This is a genomic window from Streptococcus ovuberis (assembly GCF_012396585.1).
Classification (GTDB): domain Bacteria; phylum Bacillota; class Bacilli; order Lactobacillales; family Streptococcaceae; genus Streptococcus; species Streptococcus ovuberis.
Genome location: NZ_JAAXPR010000001.1, coordinates 157,452 through 177,632, shown reverse-complemented (window position 1 = coordinate 177,632; position 20,181 = coordinate 157,452). Strand labels below are relative to the sequence as shown.

Below are 20,181 nucleotides of genomic sequence, written 5' to 3'. Positions count from 1 at the left end.
CGTCTAAGTCTTCGCCGTCAACTGATCCGGTGTTTATTGATGGCAAAGAGAGTAGACCGTTTCAGTTTGCTCACTCTCAATCATCGGAAGGGTTAAAACAGGTCAAACAGTCAAGAGATTGCCTAACTTTTCACGGTCTTGTTCTTGAACGGCTAAGTCTTTCTTAAAACAGCCACTTTTTAAGGTCGACCAAGTGGTTAGAATAGGGCAGTTAAAGAAGTTTTTAAATGCGCAAGCGCGGTTTTTTGAGGCTTGAGAGCAGCTGGTTTGCGGTCTAGGCGCTTGCTTACACGTAAGTCGTCTAACAGAACTTCTGTAAGCTAAGGTTTTATTCTGATAGACACTAAATAAAACCAAACAAGAGTCCACTTATAGAAAATATAGTACTCATTCAAATGTTTTGAAAAATGGATGTGCCAGAAAAAGGTTGCATCCATTTTTTATGAATTTAGCGTGATTTTAAACGGCGTGGCTTGACATCTGCTAGTGATAGCGGTATGATAGAATTGGTTTATTTTAGAAAGAATGGTAATCGTATGTCGAGACACAGAAGCTCTAAACAAAGACGAGAAAGCTGGAAAATTCCCTTAGGGATTTATGTTGGAATTATCGTTATTTATGCACTTATAGCTGCTTTTTTTCTGTTTAATGCCTATAAACAGCATTTCTTGGTTTTGAAGGGACTTTCCTTGTTGATCCCTGCGGTGATCATAGGGGTCTTTTTGTTGGGGTTGTTGCTCTTGATTTGGCGTAAAACGAGATGGGTGAGCGCAGTTCTCCTTCTTCTTGGGACTATAGCCTTAGGGCTGGGGTTATACGTGCAAAAAACAACTGAAACAGTCAGTGTTAAGCTCAACCGTTCAGCGGCTGTTTCAGAGACCGTAATGAGTGTTGTTGTCCCAGTAGACAGCGAGATTTCAGAACTTTCTCAAGTCAGTACAGTTCTAGCAGCAACGGATAACGATGCGAGTAATATAGAACAGTTACTCGCCCAGGTTAAATCAGAAAAATCACTAGACTTGCTCACCAAACCAGTTGCTTCTTATCAGGAAGCGTATGAGAAACTATTGGCCGGTGATGAGAAAGCCATGATTCTAAACAGTGCATATGGTGGTCTCCTTGAGACAGTCTATCCTGACTATGCCGAGAAGCTCAAAACGCTCTACACCTATACTGTCAAAAAAGAAGTTCCAAAAGAAGAGGCGGCAGCCAAGCCTATTAGTCAGAGCGATAGTTTTAACATCTATGTCAGTGGGATTGATACCTATGGACCGATTACCTCTGTATCGCGCTCAGATGTCAATATCATTATGACAGTGAATCGAACAACTAATCAAATTGTCCTAACGACTACTCCGCGAGATTCCTATGTGCCTATTGCCGGTGGAGGCAATAATCAGTATGACAAGTTGACTCACTCAGGAATCTATGGGATTGAATCCTCTATTGCAACGCTTGAAAATCTCTATGATATTGATATCAGCTACTATGCGAGAATCAATTTCACTTCCTTCCTTAATCTGATTGATGTCCTTGGCGGGATTGAGGTTTATAACGATCAAGCCTTTAGCAACGGCTCAGGTGATTACCCCGTTGGCAATATCACCTTGAATTCACAGCAAGCCTTAGGTTTTGCGCGTGAGCGCTATGGATTGGCTGGCGGGGACCGTGACCGTGGGCGGAACCACAACAAGGTTATATCAGCGATTATCAATAAATTAACCACAGTCGGAGCTTTGACCAACTTTAATAGTATTTTAAGTGGTGTTGGGGATTCCGTCCAGACTAATATGCCTTTGTCCACTATGATGGCTCTGGTTAATGATCAGTTGGCCACAGGCAAAAAGTATACGATTGTTTCACAATCTTTGGAAGGGACAGGGTCGACAGGACAATTGCCATCTTATGCCATGCCGGGCGCTAGCCTCTACATGATGTCCATTGATGAAGCTAGTCTTGCTAAAGTGAAGTCAACTATTCATCAAACCTTAGAAGGGAAGTAACATGTTTGATATTCATAGCCATGTCATTTATGGGGTAGATGATGGTCCGAAAACACTGGAAGAGAGTATAGCCCTGTTGGAGGATGCTTATCAACAAGGTGTCCGGGTTGTGGTTGCAACGTCTCACCGCCGGAAAGGAATGTTTGAAACGCCTGAGACAACGATCTTAGAGCACTTCCGACATGTCAAACAAGCTCTAGCTGATCGGTTGCCAGATTTGCAACTGCTCTATGGAGCTGAGCTTTATTTTACGTCAGATATTTTAGACAAACTAGAGCAAAAGCAAGTCCCAACCTTAAACGATACCCGCTTTGCTCTGGTTGAGTTCAGTGGCCGAACGCCTTGGAAGGATATTCATAAGGGCCTTCAAAAACTGCTTTTTCAAGGCATTACTCCAGTGGTAGCGCACATTGAACGTTACGATGCGTTAGCCTTTGAAAAAGACAGAGTAGCCGAACTGATTAAGATGGGCTGTTACACTCAGATTAATAGCCTCAGCGCAACGAAACCTAAGCTGTTTGGAGATGGTGCAAAGTTGCATAAAAAAAGAGCTGCGTACTTTTTAGAAGAAGGCTTGGTTCATGTAGTATCAAGTGACATGCATAATCTGACCAATCGACAGTCCTATATGAAAGACGCTTATCAGCAAATCCTTAAGCGTTACGGGCAAGCCAAGGCAGATGACTTGTTCATTCACAATGCAAAAACTTTATTAAATAATGAATATATTTAGGAGAATTCATGGAAAATAGTCAACTAGAAATCGATGTGATACAGTTACTCAAGAAACTCTGGAGTCGGAAGTTCAGCATTATCTTTACCTCTCTCATTTTTGGAGGTCTTGCGTTAGCGGCTAGCGCCTTTCTGATGACACCAGCCTATACCTCAACCACTCGCATCTATGTAGTCAATCAGAAAACAGAGAGTATTACCACTCAGGACCTTCAAGCTGGGGATTATTTGGTTAAGGACTATCAGGAAATCATCAAGTCCAATGACGTGATGACGGCTGTTGTTGAAAACGAGGGCCTGCCTATGACACCAATGCAGTTAGCAGACAAGGTTAGGGTGCAGGTTCCTACTGGTACGCGGATCATCTCTATCTCAGTAGAGGACAATGATCCAGAAGAAGCTAGTCGTTTGACCAATGCTGTTCGAGAAGTTGCAGCTGAAAAAATCAAGACCATCACTAAGGTTGAAGATGTGACTACTTTGGAAGTGGCGGAACCAGCAACTAAACCTTCATCTCCTAATATCAAGCGTAATGTGCTATTAGGAATTTTATTGGGTGGTTTTATCGCTGTAGCTTTAGTGCTATTGCGAGAAATTTTAGACGATCGGGTAGCTCGACCTGAAGACGTAGAGGAAATTCTTGGGATGACCCTCTTGGGAGTTGTCCCAGAAATGGATGGAAAGTAGGAACAAAAGAACATGCCACAATTAGAACTTGTTAAGACTAAGGCCCACTTGGCTAAGCAAGTGGAAGAGTATTTTAACGCGATACGGACTAATATTCAGTTTAGCGGAAGAGACATTCGTACGATTGTTCTGACCTCTGTCCAGCCAAACGAAGGAAAGAGTACCACATCTGTCAATTTAGCGATTTCACTGGCTAATGCGGGCTTTAAAACCCTCTTGATTGACGCGGATACACGGAATTCTATCTTGTCAGGGACCTTTAAGGTCAACGGAAAAATCCAAGGGCTAAGTAGCTACCTATCAGGAAACTGCGGATTGGCAGACATCCTTTGTGAAACAGATATTGCTAACCTTATGGTGGTAATGGCTGGACAGGTACCGCCTAATCCAACGAGTCTCTTGCAAAATACAAACTTTAGAGAGTTGCTGAGTATAGCGCGTGAGGTCTTTGATTACGTTATCGTCGACTCGCCACCGATTGGTTTGGTAATTGATGCCGCTATCATCGCCCAACAGTGCGATGGTGCCGTCTTGGTCACAGAAGTAGGTGCTATCAAGCGGAAATTTATACAAAAAGCCAAGGAGCAATTGGAACAGAGTGGTACCCAATTTTTGGGCGTGATTTTAAACAAGGTCGATCACCGAGTTGATAATTACGGTGGTTATGGTTCATATGGTCAGTATGGACAATATGGGAATTATGGGAAATAGGGAAAGTAGGAAAAAGAAAAATGAAACGGTCCACAAAACGTTTAGTATTGATAGTGCATGATAGTCTAATGATTCTATTATCGCTCTTTTTTGCTAAAGCGTTTGTAGCTGTTTTATTAGAGACTCCGATTGATTATATCTGGTTTTCAGCTGCAGTCTTAATCGTGGGATATTTTGGTATTGCCATCAGTGGTAAGGTTTTTTCAACCATCACCAAGTACACGGATTCAAGAGTTTTGGTTACGATTGCTTTTGCCTTGACAGTAGCCCATGTTATCTTGTGGATTCTTTCAGATCTATCTTGGGGAGCAACTAGTTATCGTTTTTTAGCGGTCAGTTTGGTCTTGTGTTTACTACTGATAATTGCACCCCGAGTCATTTGGAAGGCGCTGTATGACCATCGAGTCAGAAATAAAGGGCGGGCCAAAGAGTCATCGCTGAGAACCTTGGTCGTCGGAGCCGGTGAAGGCGGTAAGCTATTCATCAAAACAGTACAAGAACGCTCCAAAGACATCCATGTGGTAGGGATTGTTGATGGAGACCCTGATAAGCTCGGAACCTTTATTCACGGGGTCAAAGTCTGTGGCAATCGAAATGATATCTCACGCTTGGTCAAAGAGTTAGAAGTTGACCAGATAACGGTAGCTATTCCGTCGCTTTCTCCAGAAGAGCGCGAGCGTATCTTAGAGATTGCTAATGAAACTGGTGTTAAAATCAATAACATGCCCAGTGTTGAGGACATCATATTAGGAAATGTTTCCAATCAAACACTTCAAGAAATCAATGTCGCAGATCTTCTAGAAAGAAAAGAGGTAGTCTTGGATCAGGAAGAGTTGGGAAGTTATTTTGGCGACAAGACTGTTCTAGTAACTGGAGCTGGAGGTTCTATAGGCTCCGAAATCTGTCGTCAGGTGGCATCCTTCCATCCCAAGTGTTTACTCTTGCTGGGACACGGTGAGAACTCTATCTATTTGATTCACAAAGAATTGGCGGGTAAATATGGTTCTCAGATGGAGTTAATTCCAATTATTGCAGATATCCAGGATAGGGCTCGCATATTTGAAGTGATAGCGGAGTACAGGCCCGATGTTGTCTATCATGCAGCAGCCCATAAACACGTCCCGTTGATGGAATACAATCCGAAAGAAGCGGTGAAGAATAATATCTTTGGGACAAAAAACGTAGCAGAAGCAGCCAAAGCTGCAGGAGTCCCTAAGTTTGTCATGGTCTCTACAGACAAGGCGGTTAATCCGCCTAATGTCATGGGTGCAACTAAGCGTGTAGCAGAGATGATTGTGACAGGGCTTAATGAAGACACTCAAACGCAGTTTGTTGCGGTTCGGTTTGGTAATGTCTTGGGGAGTCGGGGCAGTGTCGTGCCTGTGTTCAAAGAGCAGATTGCCCAAGGTGGTCCAGTGACTGTGACAGACTTTAGGATGACCCGCTATTTTATGACTATTCCTGAGGCTAGTCGTCTAGTGATTCAAGCAGGTTACCTTGCTAAGGGTGGAGAGATTTTCGTTTTAGATATGGGAGAACCTGTTTTAATTAAAGATTTGGCTAAAAAAGTCATCAAGCTCAGCGGTTATACAGAAAAAGAAATCGAAATTGTGGAGTCTGGTATTCGTCCAGGCGAAAAACTCTACGAAGAATTACTATCAACTGACGAAAGAGTGGCTCAGCAAGTTCACAAAAAGATTTTCGTCGGTAAGGTCACGACTAAGCCTCTTGATGAAGTTGAAACTTTTATTGCCAGCTTGGGTGCTAAAAATGAAGAGGAATTACGTCAGGCTCTGCTAGCCTATGCCAAGCAGGAGTAAGCATGTTATTAGACCATTTACGGAGCGAGAAGGCGAGTCAACTTCGAGGCGGCCTTTATCATAAAATGCAGATTGAACTAGCCTATAATTCCAATCAGATTGAGGGGAGTCAGCTGACAGAAGATCAAACACGCTATATCTATGAGACCAATACCATAGGTGTCGACAAAAATGAGGTCATCAATGTAGATGATATCATTGAGACCACGAATCATTTTGGAGCTGTTGATTACTTACTGGAAACAGCTGATCAGGAACTGACCGAGGAGTGGATCAAAAAAATCCACAGCCTTTTGAAACAGGGAACATCAGATGCACGCAAGTCTTGGTTTCAGGTTGGTGATTATAAGCAGGTCCCCAATGAAGTCGGAGGGCGTATAACCTCCTTGCCTGAGATGGTACCTAAGGACATCGCGACGCTTTTAAAAGCCTACCATCAGAAAACTAAGGTTGATTTGGAAGTAGTCCTTGATTTTCACGTCCGATTTGAACGGATTCACCCCTTTCAAGATGGGAATGTCCGTGTCGGTCGCCTCATTATGCTAAAAGAATGCCTGAAGCATGGTATAACGCCGTTTATCATCACAGATGACTTGAAATATTTCTACTACCGAGGCCTAAACGAATGGGTCGAGGTCAACGGCTATCTGATGGACAACTGCCTCACTGCCCAGGATTGGTTTGAGGAGTATTTGAAGTATTTTAGAGTTGAAGAGAAATAAGATAAGGATAAAAATTGATGAAGCCATTTGAACGTAAAGTATGGTTGTCATCTCCAACGATGCATGGGGATGAGTTGAAGTTTATGCAAGAAGCTTATGATACGAATTGGATGACAACTGCAGGTAGCAATATCAATGAGATTGAAAAGCAATTGTCAGGCTACCTAGAGGGGAAAGAAGTGGTTGCTCTCTCTTCTGGCACCTCCGCTCTACATCTAGCCATGAAATTAGCCGGTGTGAAAAGGGGAGACAAAGTTTTTTGTTCTGATCTGACCTTCTCAGCAACAGTGAATCCTGTCGTTTATGAGGGTGCGGAGCCTGTTTTTATTGATTCCGAATATGATACTTGGAATATGGATCCAGCAGCACTTGAAAAGGCTTTTGAAATTTATCCTCATGTTAAAATAGTCGTTTTAGTTCATCTCTATGGAGTACCTTCTAAGCTTGATGAAATCAAGGCGATTTGTGACAAGCACGGAGCTATCTTAGTGGAGGATGCTGCTGAATCTCTTGGTGCGACTTATAAGGGACAGCAGACGGGTACCTTTGGCCAGCATGCGATTATTTCCTTTAATGGGAATAAGATTATCACTGGCTCAAGCGGAGGTGCTTTAATTACTGGGACGAAGCAAGAAGCAGACAAAGTTCGGAAGTGGTCTACTCAAGCAAGAGAAGCAGCTAGCTGGTACCAACATGAAGAAATTGGTTATAACTATCGTATGAGCAATGTCATTGCTGGTGTTGTACGGGGGCAGTTGCCTTATTTGGAAGAACATATTGCGCAGAAAAAAGCGATTTATGAACGTTATAGAGAAGGATTGAAAGGTTTGCCAATCAGGATGAATCCTTTTGATGTGGAGAATAGTGTTCCAAACTATTGGCTTAGCTGTCTGATAATTGATCAAGAAGCTATGGCTAAGCAAGTACGTTCTGATCAAGAAGCCCTTTATATTCAGGAAGAGGGCAAAACGACACCGACTGAAATTTTGGAGGCTCTTGATAAGCTGAATGCAGAGGGGCGTCCGATTTGGAAGCCAATGCATATGCAACCTATTTTCCGTAATCATGAGTTTATTACAGTTAAGGGCAGTGGTCGGGCTAATAGTAATGCCTATATTGCTAGTGATTTTAACAAGGTTTCAGAAGATATTTTTGAACGAGGACTTTGTTTGCCATCTGATAATAAAATGACAGCTGAAGAGCAAGACATTATAATCGAAGCAATTAAAGCTTGTTTTAAGTAAGGAAAAAAATGAAAATTGACAACCGATCCATAGGTTTATATGAAAAGTATTTTAAACGTCTGCTAGATATACTACTCTCTGCTAGTGCCTTAATCATACTATCACCTGTCATGTTTTTAGTAGCTATTCTGGTCCGTGTGAAACTGGGAAGTCCTGTTATTTTTAAACAACAAAGACCAGGGAAGGACGAAAAAATCTTTTCCATGTATAAATTTCGAACGATGACAGATGAAAGAGATGAGGAAGGTGATCTGCTTCCAGATAGTGTGCGACTAACACCATTTGGGAAACTTTTGCGCTCAACCAGTCTTGATGAACTTCCAGAACTTATCAATATTCTAAAAGGTGATATGAGTATTGTGGGACCTAGACCGCTACTGGTTCGAGATATGGTTTTTATGTCAGAACAGCAGCGCAAGCGTCATCTTGTCCGCTCAGGATTGACTGGATTAGCGCAAATTAATGGTCGTAATAATATTTCCTGGGAGGAAAAACTACGTCTTGACGTTACTTATGTTGAGAGCACAACCGTTATCGAAGATATGAAAATTATTCTAAAAACTATTGGAAAAGTTTTGAAACGAAGCGATACCATTCGTGAAGGAACTGATAGTGATATGGATTTTGGGGATTATCTACTGTCTCAAAATAAGATTAATTTAAAAGAATATTCAATTAAAATGGAAGAAGCAAAAAAGTTAATTGAACATGGATAATAACAAAAACAAAATTTCAGTACTGATGTCAGTGTACAAAAATGATAATGTTACTTATTTGTATCGTGCAGTGTCGAGTATTTTGAATCAGACCCTTCCTCCTGATGAGATAGTTCTAGTAATAGATGGGCCTGTGAATGAAGAGCTTGAAGCACAGATTGAAGCTTATGAGAAGAATCAGTTGTTCAAGATTGTACGCTTACCTAAAAATGTTGGGCTTGGTTTAGCCTTAAAAACAGGTTTAGAGGTTTGTTCCTATAGTATCATAGCTCGTATGGATAGTGATGATGTGGCATTGCCAACACGCTTTGAGAAACAGCTTGGCTTTTTAATCTCTAATCCGACAATTGATATTGTAGGAAGTGACATATCCGAATTCATTGGAGAGGAAACAAATATTGTTTCTTATAGACGGGTTCCAACTGACGATCAGTCAATTAAGAAAGAGATGAAATACCGCTGTGCCCTAAATCATATGACGGTCATGCTTCGTAAGGAGGCTGTTCTTAAGGCTGGCAGTTATCAGGAACTTTTCTGGAATGAAGATTACTATCTTTGGATTAGGATGCTATTAAATGGAGCTGTATTTGCCAATATCGCTGAACCTTTGGTAAATGTAAGAATCGGCAAAGAAATGTTTGCGAGACGTGGGGGATATCCTTATTTCAAAAGTGAGCATTTTCTTCAGCGTTTAATGCTTAAATCGGGCATGATTAACATTGGTGATTATATAATGAATACTGCTAAACGTTTTATTGTACAGCTTGTGTTGCCCAACTCATTACGAGCCTATGTTTTTAAAAAGTTTGCGAGGAAATAAGCTTATGGTCTTAAAAATTTTACATATCACTGCAACTTTAGGCGGAGGTATTCCGATAGCCTTGAGCGGTCTCGTTGAAGCGCAAAACCGTATTGAAAATATGGAATCAAGAGTAATCTTCGTGGGAGATAAGGCTGATAATAAAAAAATTTCTTTTGGTTTTGAATGGCAGCAAAATTCGGAAGTGTCTCTTTATTTAAAGAACTATTCTCCAAATGTGGTTATTTTTCATGGTTTTTACTTTACAGTTTATCTCAAGTTATTTAAACAAGTAATGAAAACAGGCATTCCTTATTTTATTGAACCGCACGGTTCCTTTGGACACGAGGCAATGAGAAAGTCCTATTTGAAAAAAAAATTAGCCAATAAATTGCTATTTGATAAATTTGTAAGGTTTGCTAAAGGGATTATATTTTTGAATGAATTTGAAAAAACAGACTCTATCTATCGTACAAATGTAGATGTTGTTATTCCTAATGGACAGCATAGTGTGTCAAAAACAATTTCTACGACTGCAGAAATTGTTCCAGAGAAAGTCAAGTTTTATTTTTGTGGGCGTTTTGATTTTCGTCAAAAAGGTTTAGACGTTTTATTTGATGCTTTGAGTATTATAGATAAAAAACCAGAAGCGTCAGACATTGTTTTTGATATATATGGTTATGGTAGTAAATCTGAGGAGCAATTGTTAAATTCAAAGCTAGCGACATATAAAAATATATCTGTTATAAATCATGGGAAAATATCACCTGTTGAATATGAAAAGCAACTTCCAGGTAAAATAATGGTTTTACCTTCACGTTATGAAGGTTTTCCAATGACTATTTTGGAGGCTTGGTCTCTTGGAAATCCTTGTTTAGTGACTTCAGGAACAAATATGCTAGACGAAGTTATAAAAAACAAATTGGGTTGGGGCTGTGAACTCACTGCTGAGAATATCGCAAATACTATGATAAATGCTGCAATAGAATATAGGAATAATGATAGGGAATATATTCAGAAATGCCAGGAATATGTTATCAAAGAATATTCTTGGAAAAATGTGGCTGAAATATCTTTTAGGGTTTTAAGAGAATTCTCCAGTGAGAAAATGAGTTATTAGGGTGTTACAACCGTTGAAAAATACGGCAAAGGTAGAGGTGTTGTAGTGAAAGAATTAACGCTAAAAGAAGTTCAAAAGATTGCCTTGAACTTATTGAAAGAATTTGACCAAATATGTCGAGAGCAGTCTTTTGATTATTCTTTAGGGGGAGGGACATTACTTGGTGCTGTCAGACACGGTGGCTTTATTCCCTGGGATGATGATGTTGATATTATGATGCCTCGTCCTGACTATGAGAAATTTTTGAGTTATTGCCAAAAAAATAATGTCCCTTTTGATTGTCTATCGTGCCAGTACTCTCCAGGATATAATGATTTATTTGCTAGATTGAGTGATAAAAGTACTGTAGTTGTTGCAGACCATCTGTCCGTTGCTTCGCAGCAAATTGGTATCTGTATTGATATTTTTCCAATTGATGGATTAGGCGACACTGAGGAGAAAGCTTTGAGACAATTTAGAAGGAACCGTTTCAGACAAGAATTATTGATTGCTTCTAAATGGAAAAATTACTTTAGAAGTCAGACAAGGTCTATTTGGTATGAACCGATTAGGATGCTCTTTTTTCTGATCAGTCGGATGGTTGATTCTAGTAAATTATGTAGAATATTAGACAGAGAATTTCAGAAAGTAAAGTTTTCAACCGCTAACTATTCAGCATGTATAAGTGGTACTTACAGAGAACGAGAGATTATGAAGACTTCAATATTTTCTAAATTATCAAGAATAGAATTTGAAGGAATAGAGTTTTTGGCTATTGCAAATTATCACTCTTATTTAACAAAGCATTATGATAAATATATGGAGTTACCACCAGAGCATAAGAGAAAAGCGCATCATAATAATAAAATTTATTGGAAAGACTTTTAAAAAATTATGACATTAAAAAACGTCGCAGTCTTAATGAGTACCTATAATGGAGAAAAGTATTTAAAAGAGCAATTAGATAGTTTATTTACTCAAAAAGGAGCAGTCGTGTCTGTGTTTGTCAGGGATGATGGGTCAACGGATAACACATTAAGTATATTAAAAGATTACGAAAAAGATGGGAAGCTAACGATTCTTGAAAGCACGCAAAACTTAGGGGTAGGTAATAGTTTTATGGAGTTAGTCTACAGGGTTCCACTCTGTTATGACTACTATGCTTTTTGTGATCAAGATGATGTTTGGTTGGAAGATAAAGTGAAGAGAGCTATTAGTCTCTTATCAAATTATGATAAAGCAGCTCTTTACTGTTCAAACCAAGTAGTTGTTGACAGCAATTTAACTGTAGATAGATTAAGATATAAAAGTAGTCCCAATACGAGTTACTTACAAATTTTGACAAGCAACCAGTTGACCGGGTGTACGATGTTGTGGAATCGCTCATTGCAACAACTCCTTGCTGATTCAAAGAGACGTCCGAATACTAGTCTCTTACAGACTCGTATTCACGATGTATGGGTAGCTATGGTGGCTAGTGTTATTGGAGAGATTGTTTATGATGATGAAGCACGGATTCTTTATAGACAGCATGGCAACAATGTAGTTGGTGTTAAAAATGGTAGCTTAATGAAAAACTATTTAAAAAAAATAAAGAATGTTGCCGTAAGAAATGGTAGAAGTAAACTTGCAACAGGAATTTTAGATAATTATCCTGAATTTTTGTCAAGAGATACAAAAGAAAATTTAGCTAAATTTTCAAACTCTAAAAAAGGCTTTAAAGAAAAATTAATACTATTTAATAGCCCAGAATTATTTCAATTTTCTAGTGAGACTAGAGTGGGGATTTTGTTGAAAATTTTGTTCAACTTAATATAAAAAGAAGAGAAATGAAAGTAGATTGAGGTTTTTAATACGGTGCTTTATCTGTTGTTAGTTGTTCTAATTGTCTTATTTGGGATGGATCTTATTCTAGGACAAAACCTTGTTAGACCAGCTTCTATCTTTTTGTTATCAATTTTAATGTCTACAATTCTGATTTTGTTGAATAAAAGTAACTGGGATGTAGTGTTGAGTTGGAAATTTGTAGTTTATGTCTGTACAGCAGTTTTCTCTTTTTTGGTAGCGACTGTTTTCGTAGATATTTTAAAAGAGAAAAAGGTCAAAATGCTTAGAAATAAAGTCCCTTCTTCAAGTATTCAAGAGAGACGTGCTTACCCAAGTAAACTTTTACTTTTTATTTCATTTTTAGTTTCGATATTATTTATAATATTGAAATTTAGAGAATTAGGCTTTTCATTAGAACTATCTAATATTTTAAAACAAGCCTATGCTACAACGGTAGAACATAATGGTTCACAATCTTTTCTGCTAAATCAGCTATTGAAGGTTAGTACAGCGATAGCTTACGTTAGTGTTTTTCAGATATTATTCAATCGTTATGCTATAAATAGAATTTTTAAACAACACATAAATTATATTAACGTATTCCTTTTTGTGATTGTTACAATTGTTTCGACTGATCGAAACATTTTGCTCCGCTTTTTCATATTTACAGCAGTTTTATGGGGATTGTTCTTCACGCATAGTTTTAAAAATAAGTTCAAATATATTAATTTGAAGATGATTAGGAAGTCAATACCATATATAAGTTTAATTATACTAGTGTTCTTTTTTGCAGGAAGATTGAAAGGCTATACTTCTGATTTAAATAGAGTTATAGGCTTATACGCAGGATCTGGGTTGTACAACTTCAATATTTTTTTAACTAATTTTGATGGAACTGTATTGAAAATGGGAGGGGCAACTTTTAATCAGTTATTAAGCTTGTTGTCTGTCTTTGGTTTTGTAGATTATGCAGGTGGATCTCCTTTCGAATCGTTTATTATATTTAAATCTAGTACTGGCTTTATATATGCTTCCAATATATATTCTGCTCTGAAACCTTTTGTTGAAGATTTTGGCTATGCAGGAGTTGTTTTTTATCCTGCTTTTTTAGGGATGTTCTACCAAAATTTATATAACTGGACTCAGAAGAAAGCGTACGATTTTTCTTGGGGAATCTATAGTCTTCTGATATATCCTTTAGTCTATGTTGGGATTGCCGAACAATTTTTTGCCCGATTACATTTAGGTTTGTTCTATGAAATTATTTGGTTTACTATATTTTATTTTTACTCTACACGAAGAGTTGTTTTTAAAATAAAATAGAGGGATATTAGTTTTTGAAATTGTATTAATTTATCCGAGGTTGAATGAATATGAATAAGACAAATTTTGCGTTAATATTGGCTGGTGGCACTGGTAGTAGGATGAAAACGACTGCTAAACCAAAGCAATTTTTAGAGTTACATGGAAAACCTATAATCATTCATACTATTGAACATTTTGAGCAACATCCTGAAATTGATTATATCGTTGTGGTTTGTGTAGAGGGATGGATTGATTATCTGGAAAAGTTAGTTTCAAAGTTTCAAATAAAAAAAGTTGTTAAAGTGGTTCTTGGTGGAGAAACAGGTCAACTATCTATCTATAATGGACTATTAGCTATTAATTCAATAAAAAAATCTGAAAATGATATTGTTTTGATTCATGATGGTGTTCGTCCTTTAATTGATGCTGAAATTATTTCAAATAATATAAAATCTGTTTTAGAGAATGGCAATGCTATTACTGTTAAACCGGTTATAGAAACAGTTATTCAGGTTGATGAAAACAATGTTATCCAAAATGTTGTGGATCGAGATAGTTGCCAGACAGCAGTAGCTCCGCAAAGTTTTTATGTAAATGATATTTATAATTTACATAAAAAAGCACAAGAAGAAGGATTTCTTTCAGCAACAGATTCAGCTTCTTTAGTAAGACATTACGGTGTGTCTCTCAATACTGTTATGGGGGGACCTGAAAATATAAAAATCACAACTCCTTCAGATTTCTATATTTTTAGAGCAATTTATGAATCAAGAGAGAATGCGCAGATATTTGGGTGAAGAATGAAATTAAAATTTGAAGAAGAAGCTATAGACTTAGGAAAAAATAACTTAGATTTGTTTAAAAGCTTGTCGGGAAAAACAATTTTTATCACTGGGGCTACTGGATTGATTGGCTCGCAACTAATAAATGTTTTAACAGTTTTAAACAAAAATTTTGAACTTAATATGAAAATTGTTGCTTTTGTAAGATCTATAGAAAAAGCTCATAAAAAATTTAATGATATTGTTGATCAAATAGAAATTTTTCCTGGAGATATTAAAACTAGAATAGATTATCCGTCTCGGATAGATTATATTATTCATGGAGCTAGTGTGACGGCATCACGAGATTTTGTTGAAACACCAATAGATACTATTTTAACAGCAATTGATGGAACTAAGAGTATTTTAAATTTAGCTATCGAAAAACAAGTGAGTGGTTTTGTGTATCTATCATCTCTAGAGATTTATGGAAATTTAAATAAAGTAGAAATTAATGAGTCTGATTATGGGACTATTGATCCACTAAATGTTAGAAGTAGCTATTCTGAAAGTAAAAGAATGGTAGAAACTTTATGTATTTCTTATGCACATCAGTATGGTGTGCCAGTTAAGATAGCAAGGTTAACTCAAACATTTGGGCCAGGTGTTGAATACACTGATAGTCGTGTCTTTGCTCAATTAGCAAGATCTGTGATCGAAAAAAAGGATATCATTTTGCATACTACTGGTGAAACGATGAGAAGTTATTGTTATACGCTCGATGCAGTATCAGCAATAGTTCATATTTTATTGCGAGGAGCTATAGGTGAAGCATATAATGTTGCTAACGAGGAAACATTTATTTCTATTAGAGATATGGCAGAACTAGCTTGTACATTGGAAAAAGAAAAATCTATAAAAGTTATCATAGATATGCAAGACACTTCATCTTTTGGCTACAATCCTACAATAAAAATCAACTTGAAGACAAATAAGCTAAAGTCTTTAGGATGGTTGCCTACAACTGATTTAAAAGGGATGTTTAATACTTTAATTGAATCAATGTTGGAAAATAAGGTATAATATTTCTATGAATCCAAAATTAAAATCTATTTTAAGAAATTCTAGCTATGCTATTTCATCAAATTTAATTTCTCTTTTAATTTCATCGCTTGTTATTTTAATTCTTCCAAATTTGATTGGTGTTGAAGATTATGGATATTGGCAATTATATCTCTTTTACGTGAACTATATTGGTTTTGCGCATTTAGGTTGGATTGATGGTATTTATCTTAGATATGGAGGGGAATACTACGAAGAGCTAGAAATAAAGAAGTTTTACTCACAGTTTATTATGTTTGCTTTGATGCAAGCGGTTATTGCACTGACAATCTTTATTGGTAGCTTGGCGCTTCCAAGTAGGGATGATAAAGGATTTATTTTCAGCACTATTGCAATTACACTCTTGTTTACTAATCTGAGATTTTTTATTATATATATACTTCAAACGACAAATAGAATAAAAGATAGTTCTAGAATTACTATTTTGGATCGGATTATTTATCTCATACTTCTAACTGTTTTAATATTGTTTGGAGCTCGCAATTATCAAACGATGATTTGGGTTGATATAATTGCTCGTTTTCTCTCATTGTTTTTCGGTATCTATCTGTGCCGTAATATTATTTTTAGAAGATTTTCCCTGTTTGAGTTTGATTTGCAGGAAGTTTTCTCCAACATTGTGGCAGGCAGTAACTTAATGTTTTCAAATATTGCGAGTATGCTGATTATTGGTACAGTCCGATTAGGCATAGAGTATCGCTGGGATGTGGCAACTTTTGGTAAAATTTCATTAACTCTAAGTATTTCTAATTTGATTATGATATTTATCAATGCTGTCGGGATTGTCATTTTTCCAATGTTGAAGAGAATGAAGGAAGAATATCTAGCAGAAGTATATATCAGTTTGAGAGATTTATTAATGGTAGGCTTATTATCAGTGTTGCTACTGTATTTCCCTTTAAGAGTACTATTAAATCAATTGCTCCCGGCTTACAACGATAGTTTAAAATTCATGGCTTTAGTATTTCCTATGTCGCTATTCGAAGGAAAAATGGCTCTTCTCATTAATACTTACTTAAAAGCTTTACGTCGTGAAAAAGATATTCTGAGAGTTAATATTGTTAGCATGTGTTTGAGCTTTATGATGACTTTTTTATCAACTATTCTTTTAAAAAACCTTGAATTTTCAATCACATCAATAGTCCTTCTTCTATTTTTTAGGTGTCTTCTAGCGGAGCTAAAACTGTCTAAACTATTGGGGATTTCTGTCATAAAAGATGCTTTAACAGAAGGCTTGATGGCTATAATCTTTATTATCGCTGGATGGTTCTTTAATCTTCCAGTGGGTTTAATCCTATATTTTATTGCCTATGTTTTTTATGTGCTTCTCAAGAGAAAAGTTATTTCAGAATCAGTGCAATCCTTAAAAACAGTATTGAATTGATTCGCAACTATAGCGTATCTAATAATGGAGTATATTGAAATACCTGCGTGCTGAGTCACTCGAAATTATGGCTCTTTTCTACCATTTGTCAAGTCTACCGAGGGTTTAAAGCACGCCAAACGCATGAAGAAAATGCATGCAACCATTTTCTAGTCACATGCACTTTTTTCAAAAAATTTCTTGAAAATATTCCTATAGTCGGTACTATTTTGTTCATCTCACAGAAATTATACCACAAGTTTCACCTAAAAAGTATACCAATTCCCTGAAAATTTGTTTTCTGAAACCGAAGCTTTCTTCATGCGTACGGCGTGGGGGTTAAAGCAAAACTATTTTGAGGCCCGTCGATAAATGTCGGTTATTGTCCTCTTTTTCTGTGCTAAGCAACGATAAAAGGGTACCCAAAAGGGAACCCCTAGATTGAAGACAAACTTTGTCCTCTCTCGGTGTTAAATTGGTCAACCCACTACAAGAGTCCTCACTACTTTTTCTTTGCGATAAGTAACCGCCCAATAACGGAGTATATTGAAAACACCCCATAGTCTATTTAACTGTGGGATGTTTTTCTATTTACAGTTCCGTTGAATGGTTGAAAAGGGTTACCTTTTCACTTGAGCACTCCAGTGAGTGGTCGAGAATTGGCTGCTTGTGTTCGTGGGCATTGGGCTATTGAAAGTCTTCATTGGTAATTAGATGTCGTTTTTAGAGAAGATGCCAATAAAACCTTGAACAAACAACTCGCTTTTAACCGAAATGTCATGGATAAGTTCTGCCTAGCCGTCTTAAAACAACTGGATGTGGGCAAAAAGATGAGCCTCAGACGTAAGAAATGTCACCTTAGTTTGGCTTTTGATCAATAGTTGAGAAAACTCATCTAGTCAAAAAAGGGAGGAGGGAAGATAAAACACCAAACAGAGGTTCATGCGTTTGGCCTGTCACCAACATGAAAATAATGCCAATTAAAGGAAATCATGGTATAATGATATGATTAAGAATCGAAGGGATTAGCTTTTTTAGTGAGCGAAGGTGATTCGAAAATGGGGTGAAGGGAGTCGATCGTGAAGATTTTGCACTATACCTTGGGGTTTGCGCCTGAGCGCAGTGGGGGCTTGGTGCGTTATGCGACGGATTTGATGCAAGCACAGGTTGCTCAGGGGCATGATGTGACCGCCTTTTACCCAGGAATCTATCATCCTTGGCAGAAGGCTTGCAGTATTCGACCAGGGAAAAAAGGTTTGGGGGTTCAGACCTATCAAGTGGTTAATAGTCTGCCACTTCCTATATCTGGTGGTATTTTGTCTCCTGCTGATTTTATGACGAAGGCTGACCAATCTGTCTACCAGCGCTTTCTAGCAGACATTCGGCCAGATATAATCCATCTCCACACCCTGATGGGACTCCATCAGGAATGCTTAGAAGTGGCAAAAGAGATGGGGATTCCCTTGGTGATGACTAGCCATGATTACTTTGGGTTAGCACCTGTTCCTAGCTTTTATGGAGGAGGGCAGTCTCTGACGCATAAGAATGGTCAAGAGGCTTGGCGGTTAATGTCCCAAGGAGGCTTTTCAACAAAGCAGTTACGTCTCTTTCAAGCGCCTTTTTACCCTCAGATTCGCTCTTTAGTGCGTCGGCTAAAGCGCCAGACGGGTCTTTCTAAAGTGGGAAGAGACCTCTCAGCGGTTGACTACAGTGCTTTGATGGCCTATTACCAGTCCATGTTTGCCCTGATTGATGGCTATCATTTTAACAGTCAATTGGCCCGTCAGGTCTTTGAGAAGCAATTGCCCCAGCCACCAGCCCTTTCTAGGGTCTTGACCATCACCCACGGAGGGATCAAGCCTCTCAAGAGTGTTCCAGCATGGACGACTCCTCCGCGTTTGGCTTATATTGGACCGGATAGCGCCCATAAAGGGTTTGACTTTTTTGTGGCTTTGGCGGAAAAATGGCAGAGCAGGTCAAGAGTCTTTGAGTGGCATACTTGGGGACATGAGCTCAGGCAGGAGTTGGCAGGGGTTATCCAGCAACATGGCAGTTTTAGTCAAGATCAAGTCAGTGAGGTTTATCAGAGTTTTGATATTCTGATTGTGCCTAGCCAGTGGGCGGAGACCTTTGGGTTTATTGTCCTAGAAGCTTTGAGTTATGGCAAGATGGTTCTAGCGAGCAACCAGGTCGGAGCAAAGGACTTACTACCAGAGGCCTGGCTGTTTCAAGAGGAAGCAGACCTCCTGAATCTACTAGAGACCATGACCGAAAGTCACTACGATCGCCCCATCAAGCGACTAGCGGAGCATGTGCGTGAGCTCGATGCTTTTTACCAAGAGGTCATTCAAGGAGGACAAAAGCATGCCTAAGGTAGCGCATGTCGTAGTTGTTTTAGCCTATAACGACAATCAAGCTGTCAAGGAATACTTGGAACAGACGCTTCCTCTGCCTAGTGTTGACAAGGTCATCTTAGTGGATAACTGTTCAACAACGGGCCTCTACCAGGATTTGCGAACCTTCATTACGGCTCACTCTTGGACCGACAAGGTGGATTGCCTCCAAACGACGCATAATGGGGGCTACGCTTTTGGCAATAATGTCGGCTTGCGTTACGCTATTGAGCATTATCAGCCGACCTATATCAGTCTATCCAATGCAGATATCACCCTCAATGAGGAAGCTCTACAAGCTTGTATGACAGCCTTAGCCAATCAAGAGAATCTGGCCTTTGTAGCGCCGAAGATGATCAGCCAACGTCCTGAAAAGGCCAGCTGGCCAGTGCCGACTTATTGGGATTTGGTGGGGGATAACCTGATTCTCCTTCGTGGGCTAATGAAGCATTTGAAGCCTGCCAAAGAACAAGCTTCAGGCACGCAGGAGGTCGGTGTACTTGCTGGTTCCTACTACATGGGTCGGGCAGAAACCTTTGCAGACTTGGGTTTTCTTGATGAAAGGACCTTCCTTTACGGGGAGGAAAATATCCTAGGTTTCAAGGTTCGGCGGGCTGGGATGATCAATCAGATTATCCATGATGTGCATTTTACCCATCACCATTCAACCTCTATCAATACGACGATTCAATCTGTGGGCAGGCGTTTAGATATTCTAAAAGCGAGTTGTCACATCTACTTGAAGCATTATCTGAATTGCCGTCCCTGGCAAATGGCTCTCTTTGATGCCAGTCATCTCATCGGTAAGGTGACTTACCTTGGTGTTAAGCTGATCAGAGATGCACTAAACGCTTAAGCATATTTTGTCAGCTCCGCT

Annotated in this window: 18 protein-coding genes and 1 pseudogene; all 19 read left to right on the top strand. The window is 38.6% G+C overall.

Annotation, left to right across the window (positions count from 1 at the left end; all coding sequences use genetic code 11):
• The first annotated feature begins 536 nt into the window (after positions 1-536).
• The 19 genes and pseudogenes from cpsA (at position 537) to HF992_RS00650 (ending at position 20,160) form a co-directional block, all read left to right on the top strand.
• Complete coding sequence (gene cpsA, locus HF992_RS00740; protein ID WP_168548156.1) at positions 537-2,003, top strand: LCP family glycopolymer transferase CpsA; 1,467 nt, start codon at positions 537-539, stop codon at positions 2,001-2,003.
• Position 2,004: 1 nt separating this feature from the next.
• Positions 2,005-2,736 (top strand): capsular polysaccharide biosynthesis protein Cps4B, encoded by a 732-nt coding sequence (gene cps4B, locus HF992_RS00735; RefSeq protein WP_168548155.1) that lies wholly within the window; start codon positions 2,005-2,007, stop codon positions 2,734-2,736.
• An 8-nt stretch (positions 2,737-2,744) separates the two neighbouring features.
• Complete coding sequence (locus HF992_RS00730; RefSeq protein WP_168548154.1) at positions 2,745-3,422, top strand: Wzz/FepE/Etk N-terminal domain-containing protein; 678 nt, start codon at positions 2,745-2,747, stop codon at positions 3,420-3,422.
• Between the two features lie 12 nt (positions 3,423-3,434).
• Complete coding sequence (locus HF992_RS00725; RefSeq protein ID WP_168548153.1) at positions 3,435-4,133, top strand: tyrosine-protein kinase; 699 nt, start codon at positions 3,435-3,437, stop codon at positions 4,131-4,133.
• A gap of 20 nt (positions 4,134-4,153) precedes the next feature.
• Complete coding sequence (locus tag HF992_RS00720) at positions 4,154-5,953, top strand: polysaccharide biosynthesis protein (protein ID WP_168548152.1); 1,800 nt, start codon at positions 4,154-4,156, stop codon at positions 5,951-5,953.
• Positions 5,954-5,955: 2 nt separating this feature from the next.
• Positions 5,956-6,675: a Fic family protein gene (locus tag HF992_RS00715; RefSeq protein WP_168548151.1), complete on the top strand. Its 720-nt coding sequence runs from the start codon at positions 5,956-5,958 to the stop codon at positions 6,673-6,675.
• A gap of 17 nt (positions 6,676-6,692) precedes the next feature.
• Positions 6,693-7,919 (top strand): DegT/DnrJ/EryC1/StrS family aminotransferase, encoded by a 1,227-nt coding sequence (locus HF992_RS00710; protein WP_168548150.1) that lies wholly within the window; start codon positions 6,693-6,695, stop codon positions 7,917-7,919.
• A gap of 8 nt (positions 7,920-7,927) precedes the next feature.
• Positions 7,928-8,635: a sugar transferase gene (locus tag HF992_RS00705; RefSeq protein ID WP_168548149.1), complete on the top strand. Its 708-nt coding sequence runs from the start codon at positions 7,928-7,930 to the stop codon at positions 8,633-8,635.
• Entirely contained in the window at positions 8,628-9,455 is an 828-nt protein-coding gene (locus tag HF992_RS00700; RefSeq protein WP_168548148.1) for a glycosyltransferase, read from the top strand. The genes HF992_RS00705 and HF992_RS00700 overlap by 8 nt, the downstream gene beginning before the upstream one ends.
• Before the next feature lie 4 nt (positions 9,456-9,459).
• The gene (locus tag HF992_RS00695) at positions 9,460-10,554 is read left to right on the top strand and encodes a glycosyltransferase (RefSeq protein WP_168548147.1); all 1,095 of its coding nucleotides are present in this window, start codon (positions 9,460-9,462) and stop codon (positions 10,552-10,554) included.
• Between the two features lie 45 nt (positions 10,555-10,599).
• Complete coding sequence (locus tag HF992_RS00690) at positions 10,600-11,421, top strand: LicD family protein (protein ID WP_168548146.1); 822 nt, start codon at positions 10,600-10,602, stop codon at positions 11,419-11,421.
• Positions 11,422-11,427: 6 nt separating this feature from the next.
• On the top strand, positions 11,428-12,351 hold the full coding sequence (locus HF992_RS00685; protein WP_168548145.1) for a glycosyltransferase family 2 protein: 924 nt from the start codon (positions 11,428-11,430) through the stop codon (positions 12,349-12,351).
• A gap of 81 nt (positions 12,352-12,432) precedes the next feature.
• The gene (locus HF992_RS00680) at positions 12,433-13,683 is read left to right on the top strand and encodes an O-antigen polymerase (protein ID WP_281346958.1); all 1,251 of its coding nucleotides are present in this window, start codon (positions 12,433-12,435) and stop codon (positions 13,681-13,683) included.
• Between the two features lie 50 nt (positions 13,684-13,733).
• Positions 13,734-14,462, top strand: a complete 729-nt coding sequence (gene ispD / locus HF992_RS00675; protein WP_168548143.1) for a 2-C-methyl-D-erythritol 4-phosphate cytidylyltransferase — start codon at positions 13,734-13,736, stop codon at positions 14,460-14,462.
• A 3-nt stretch (positions 14,463-14,465) separates the two neighbouring features.
• Entirely contained in the window at positions 14,466-15,509 is a 1,044-nt protein-coding gene (locus tag HF992_RS00670; RefSeq protein WP_168548142.1) for an NAD-dependent epimerase/dehydratase family protein, read from the top strand.
• Between the two features lie 7 nt (positions 15,510-15,516).
• Positions 15,517-16,932 (top strand): oligosaccharide flippase family protein, encoded by a 1,416-nt coding sequence (locus HF992_RS00665; RefSeq protein ID WP_168548141.1) that lies wholly within the window; start codon positions 15,517-15,519, stop codon positions 16,930-16,932.
• 605 nt (positions 16,933-17,537) lie between these two features.
• Positions 17,538-17,792, top strand: a pseudogene (locus tag HF992_RS00660) (ISAs1 family transposase); the annotation flags it as partial.
• 198 nt (positions 17,793-17,990) lie between these two features.
• Positions 17,991-19,283 carry a glycosyltransferase gene (locus HF992_RS00655; RefSeq protein WP_168548140.1) on the top strand — a complete coding sequence of 431 codons (1,293 nt, stop codon included), beginning with the start codon at positions 17,991-17,993 and terminating at the stop codon, positions 19,281-19,283.
• Positions 19,276-20,160, top strand: coding sequence for a glycosyltransferase (locus tag HF992_RS00650; RefSeq protein WP_168548139.1), 885 nt, complete (start codon positions 19,276-19,278; stop codon positions 20,158-20,160). The genes HF992_RS00655 and HF992_RS00650 overlap by 8 nt, the downstream gene beginning before the upstream one ends.
• Positions 20,161-20,181: the final 21 nt, after the last annotated feature.

Coding starts and splice junctions, on each gene's coding strand:
- HF992_RS00680 (WP_281346958.1), top strand. CDS start 12,433: ATGGATCTTATTCTAGGACAAAACCTTGTTAGACCAGCTTCTATCTTT.
- HF992_RS00700 (WP_168548148.1), top strand. CDS start 8,628: ATGGATAATAACAAAAACAAAATTTCAGTACTGATGTCAGTGTACAAA.
- HF992_RS00710 (WP_168548150.1), top strand. CDS start 6,693: ATGAAGCCATTTGAACGTAAAGTATGGTTGTCATCTCCAACGATGCAT.
- HF992_RS00715 (WP_168548151.1), top strand. CDS start 5,956: ATGTTATTAGACCATTTACGGAGCGAGAAGGCGAGTCAACTTCGAGGC.
- HF992_RS00705 (WP_168548149.1), top strand. CDS start 7,928: ATGAAAATTGACAACCGATCCATAGGTTTATATGAAAAGTATTTTAAA.
- cps4B (WP_168548155.1), top strand. CDS start 2,005: ATGTTTGATATTCATAGCCATGTCATTTATGGGGTAGATGATGGTCCG.
- HF992_RS00665 (WP_168548141.1), top strand. CDS start 15,517: ATGAATCCAAAATTAAAATCTATTTTAAGAAATTCTAGCTATGCTATT.
- ispD (WP_168548143.1), top strand. CDS start 13,734: ATGAATAAGACAAATTTTGCGTTAATATTGGCTGGTGGCACTGGTAGT.
- HF992_RS00670 (WP_168548142.1), top strand. CDS start 14,466: ATGAAATTAAAATTTGAAGAAGAAGCTATAGACTTAGGAAAAAATAAC.
- HF992_RS00730 (WP_168548154.1), top strand. CDS start 2,745: ATGGAAAATAGTCAACTAGAAATCGATGTGATACAGTTACTCAAGAAA.
- HF992_RS00720 (WP_168548152.1), top strand. CDS start 4,154: ATGAAACGGTCCACAAAACGTTTAGTATTGATAGTGCATGATAGTCTA.
- HF992_RS00695 (WP_168548147.1), top strand. CDS start 9,460: ATGGTCTTAAAAATTTTACATATCACTGCAACTTTAGGCGGAGGTATT.
- HF992_RS00725 (WP_168548153.1), top strand. CDS start 3,435: ATGCCACAATTAGAACTTGTTAAGACTAAGGCCCACTTGGCTAAGCAA.
- cpsA (WP_168548156.1), top strand. CDS start 537: ATGTCGAGACACAGAAGCTCTAAACAAAGACGAGAAAGCTGGAAAATT.
- HF992_RS00650 (WP_168548139.1), top strand. CDS start 19,276: ATGCCTAAGGTAGCGCATGTCGTAGTTGTTTTAGCCTATAACGACAAT.
- HF992_RS00685 (WP_168548145.1), top strand. CDS start 11,428: ATGACATTAAAAAACGTCGCAGTCTTAATGAGTACCTATAATGGAGAA.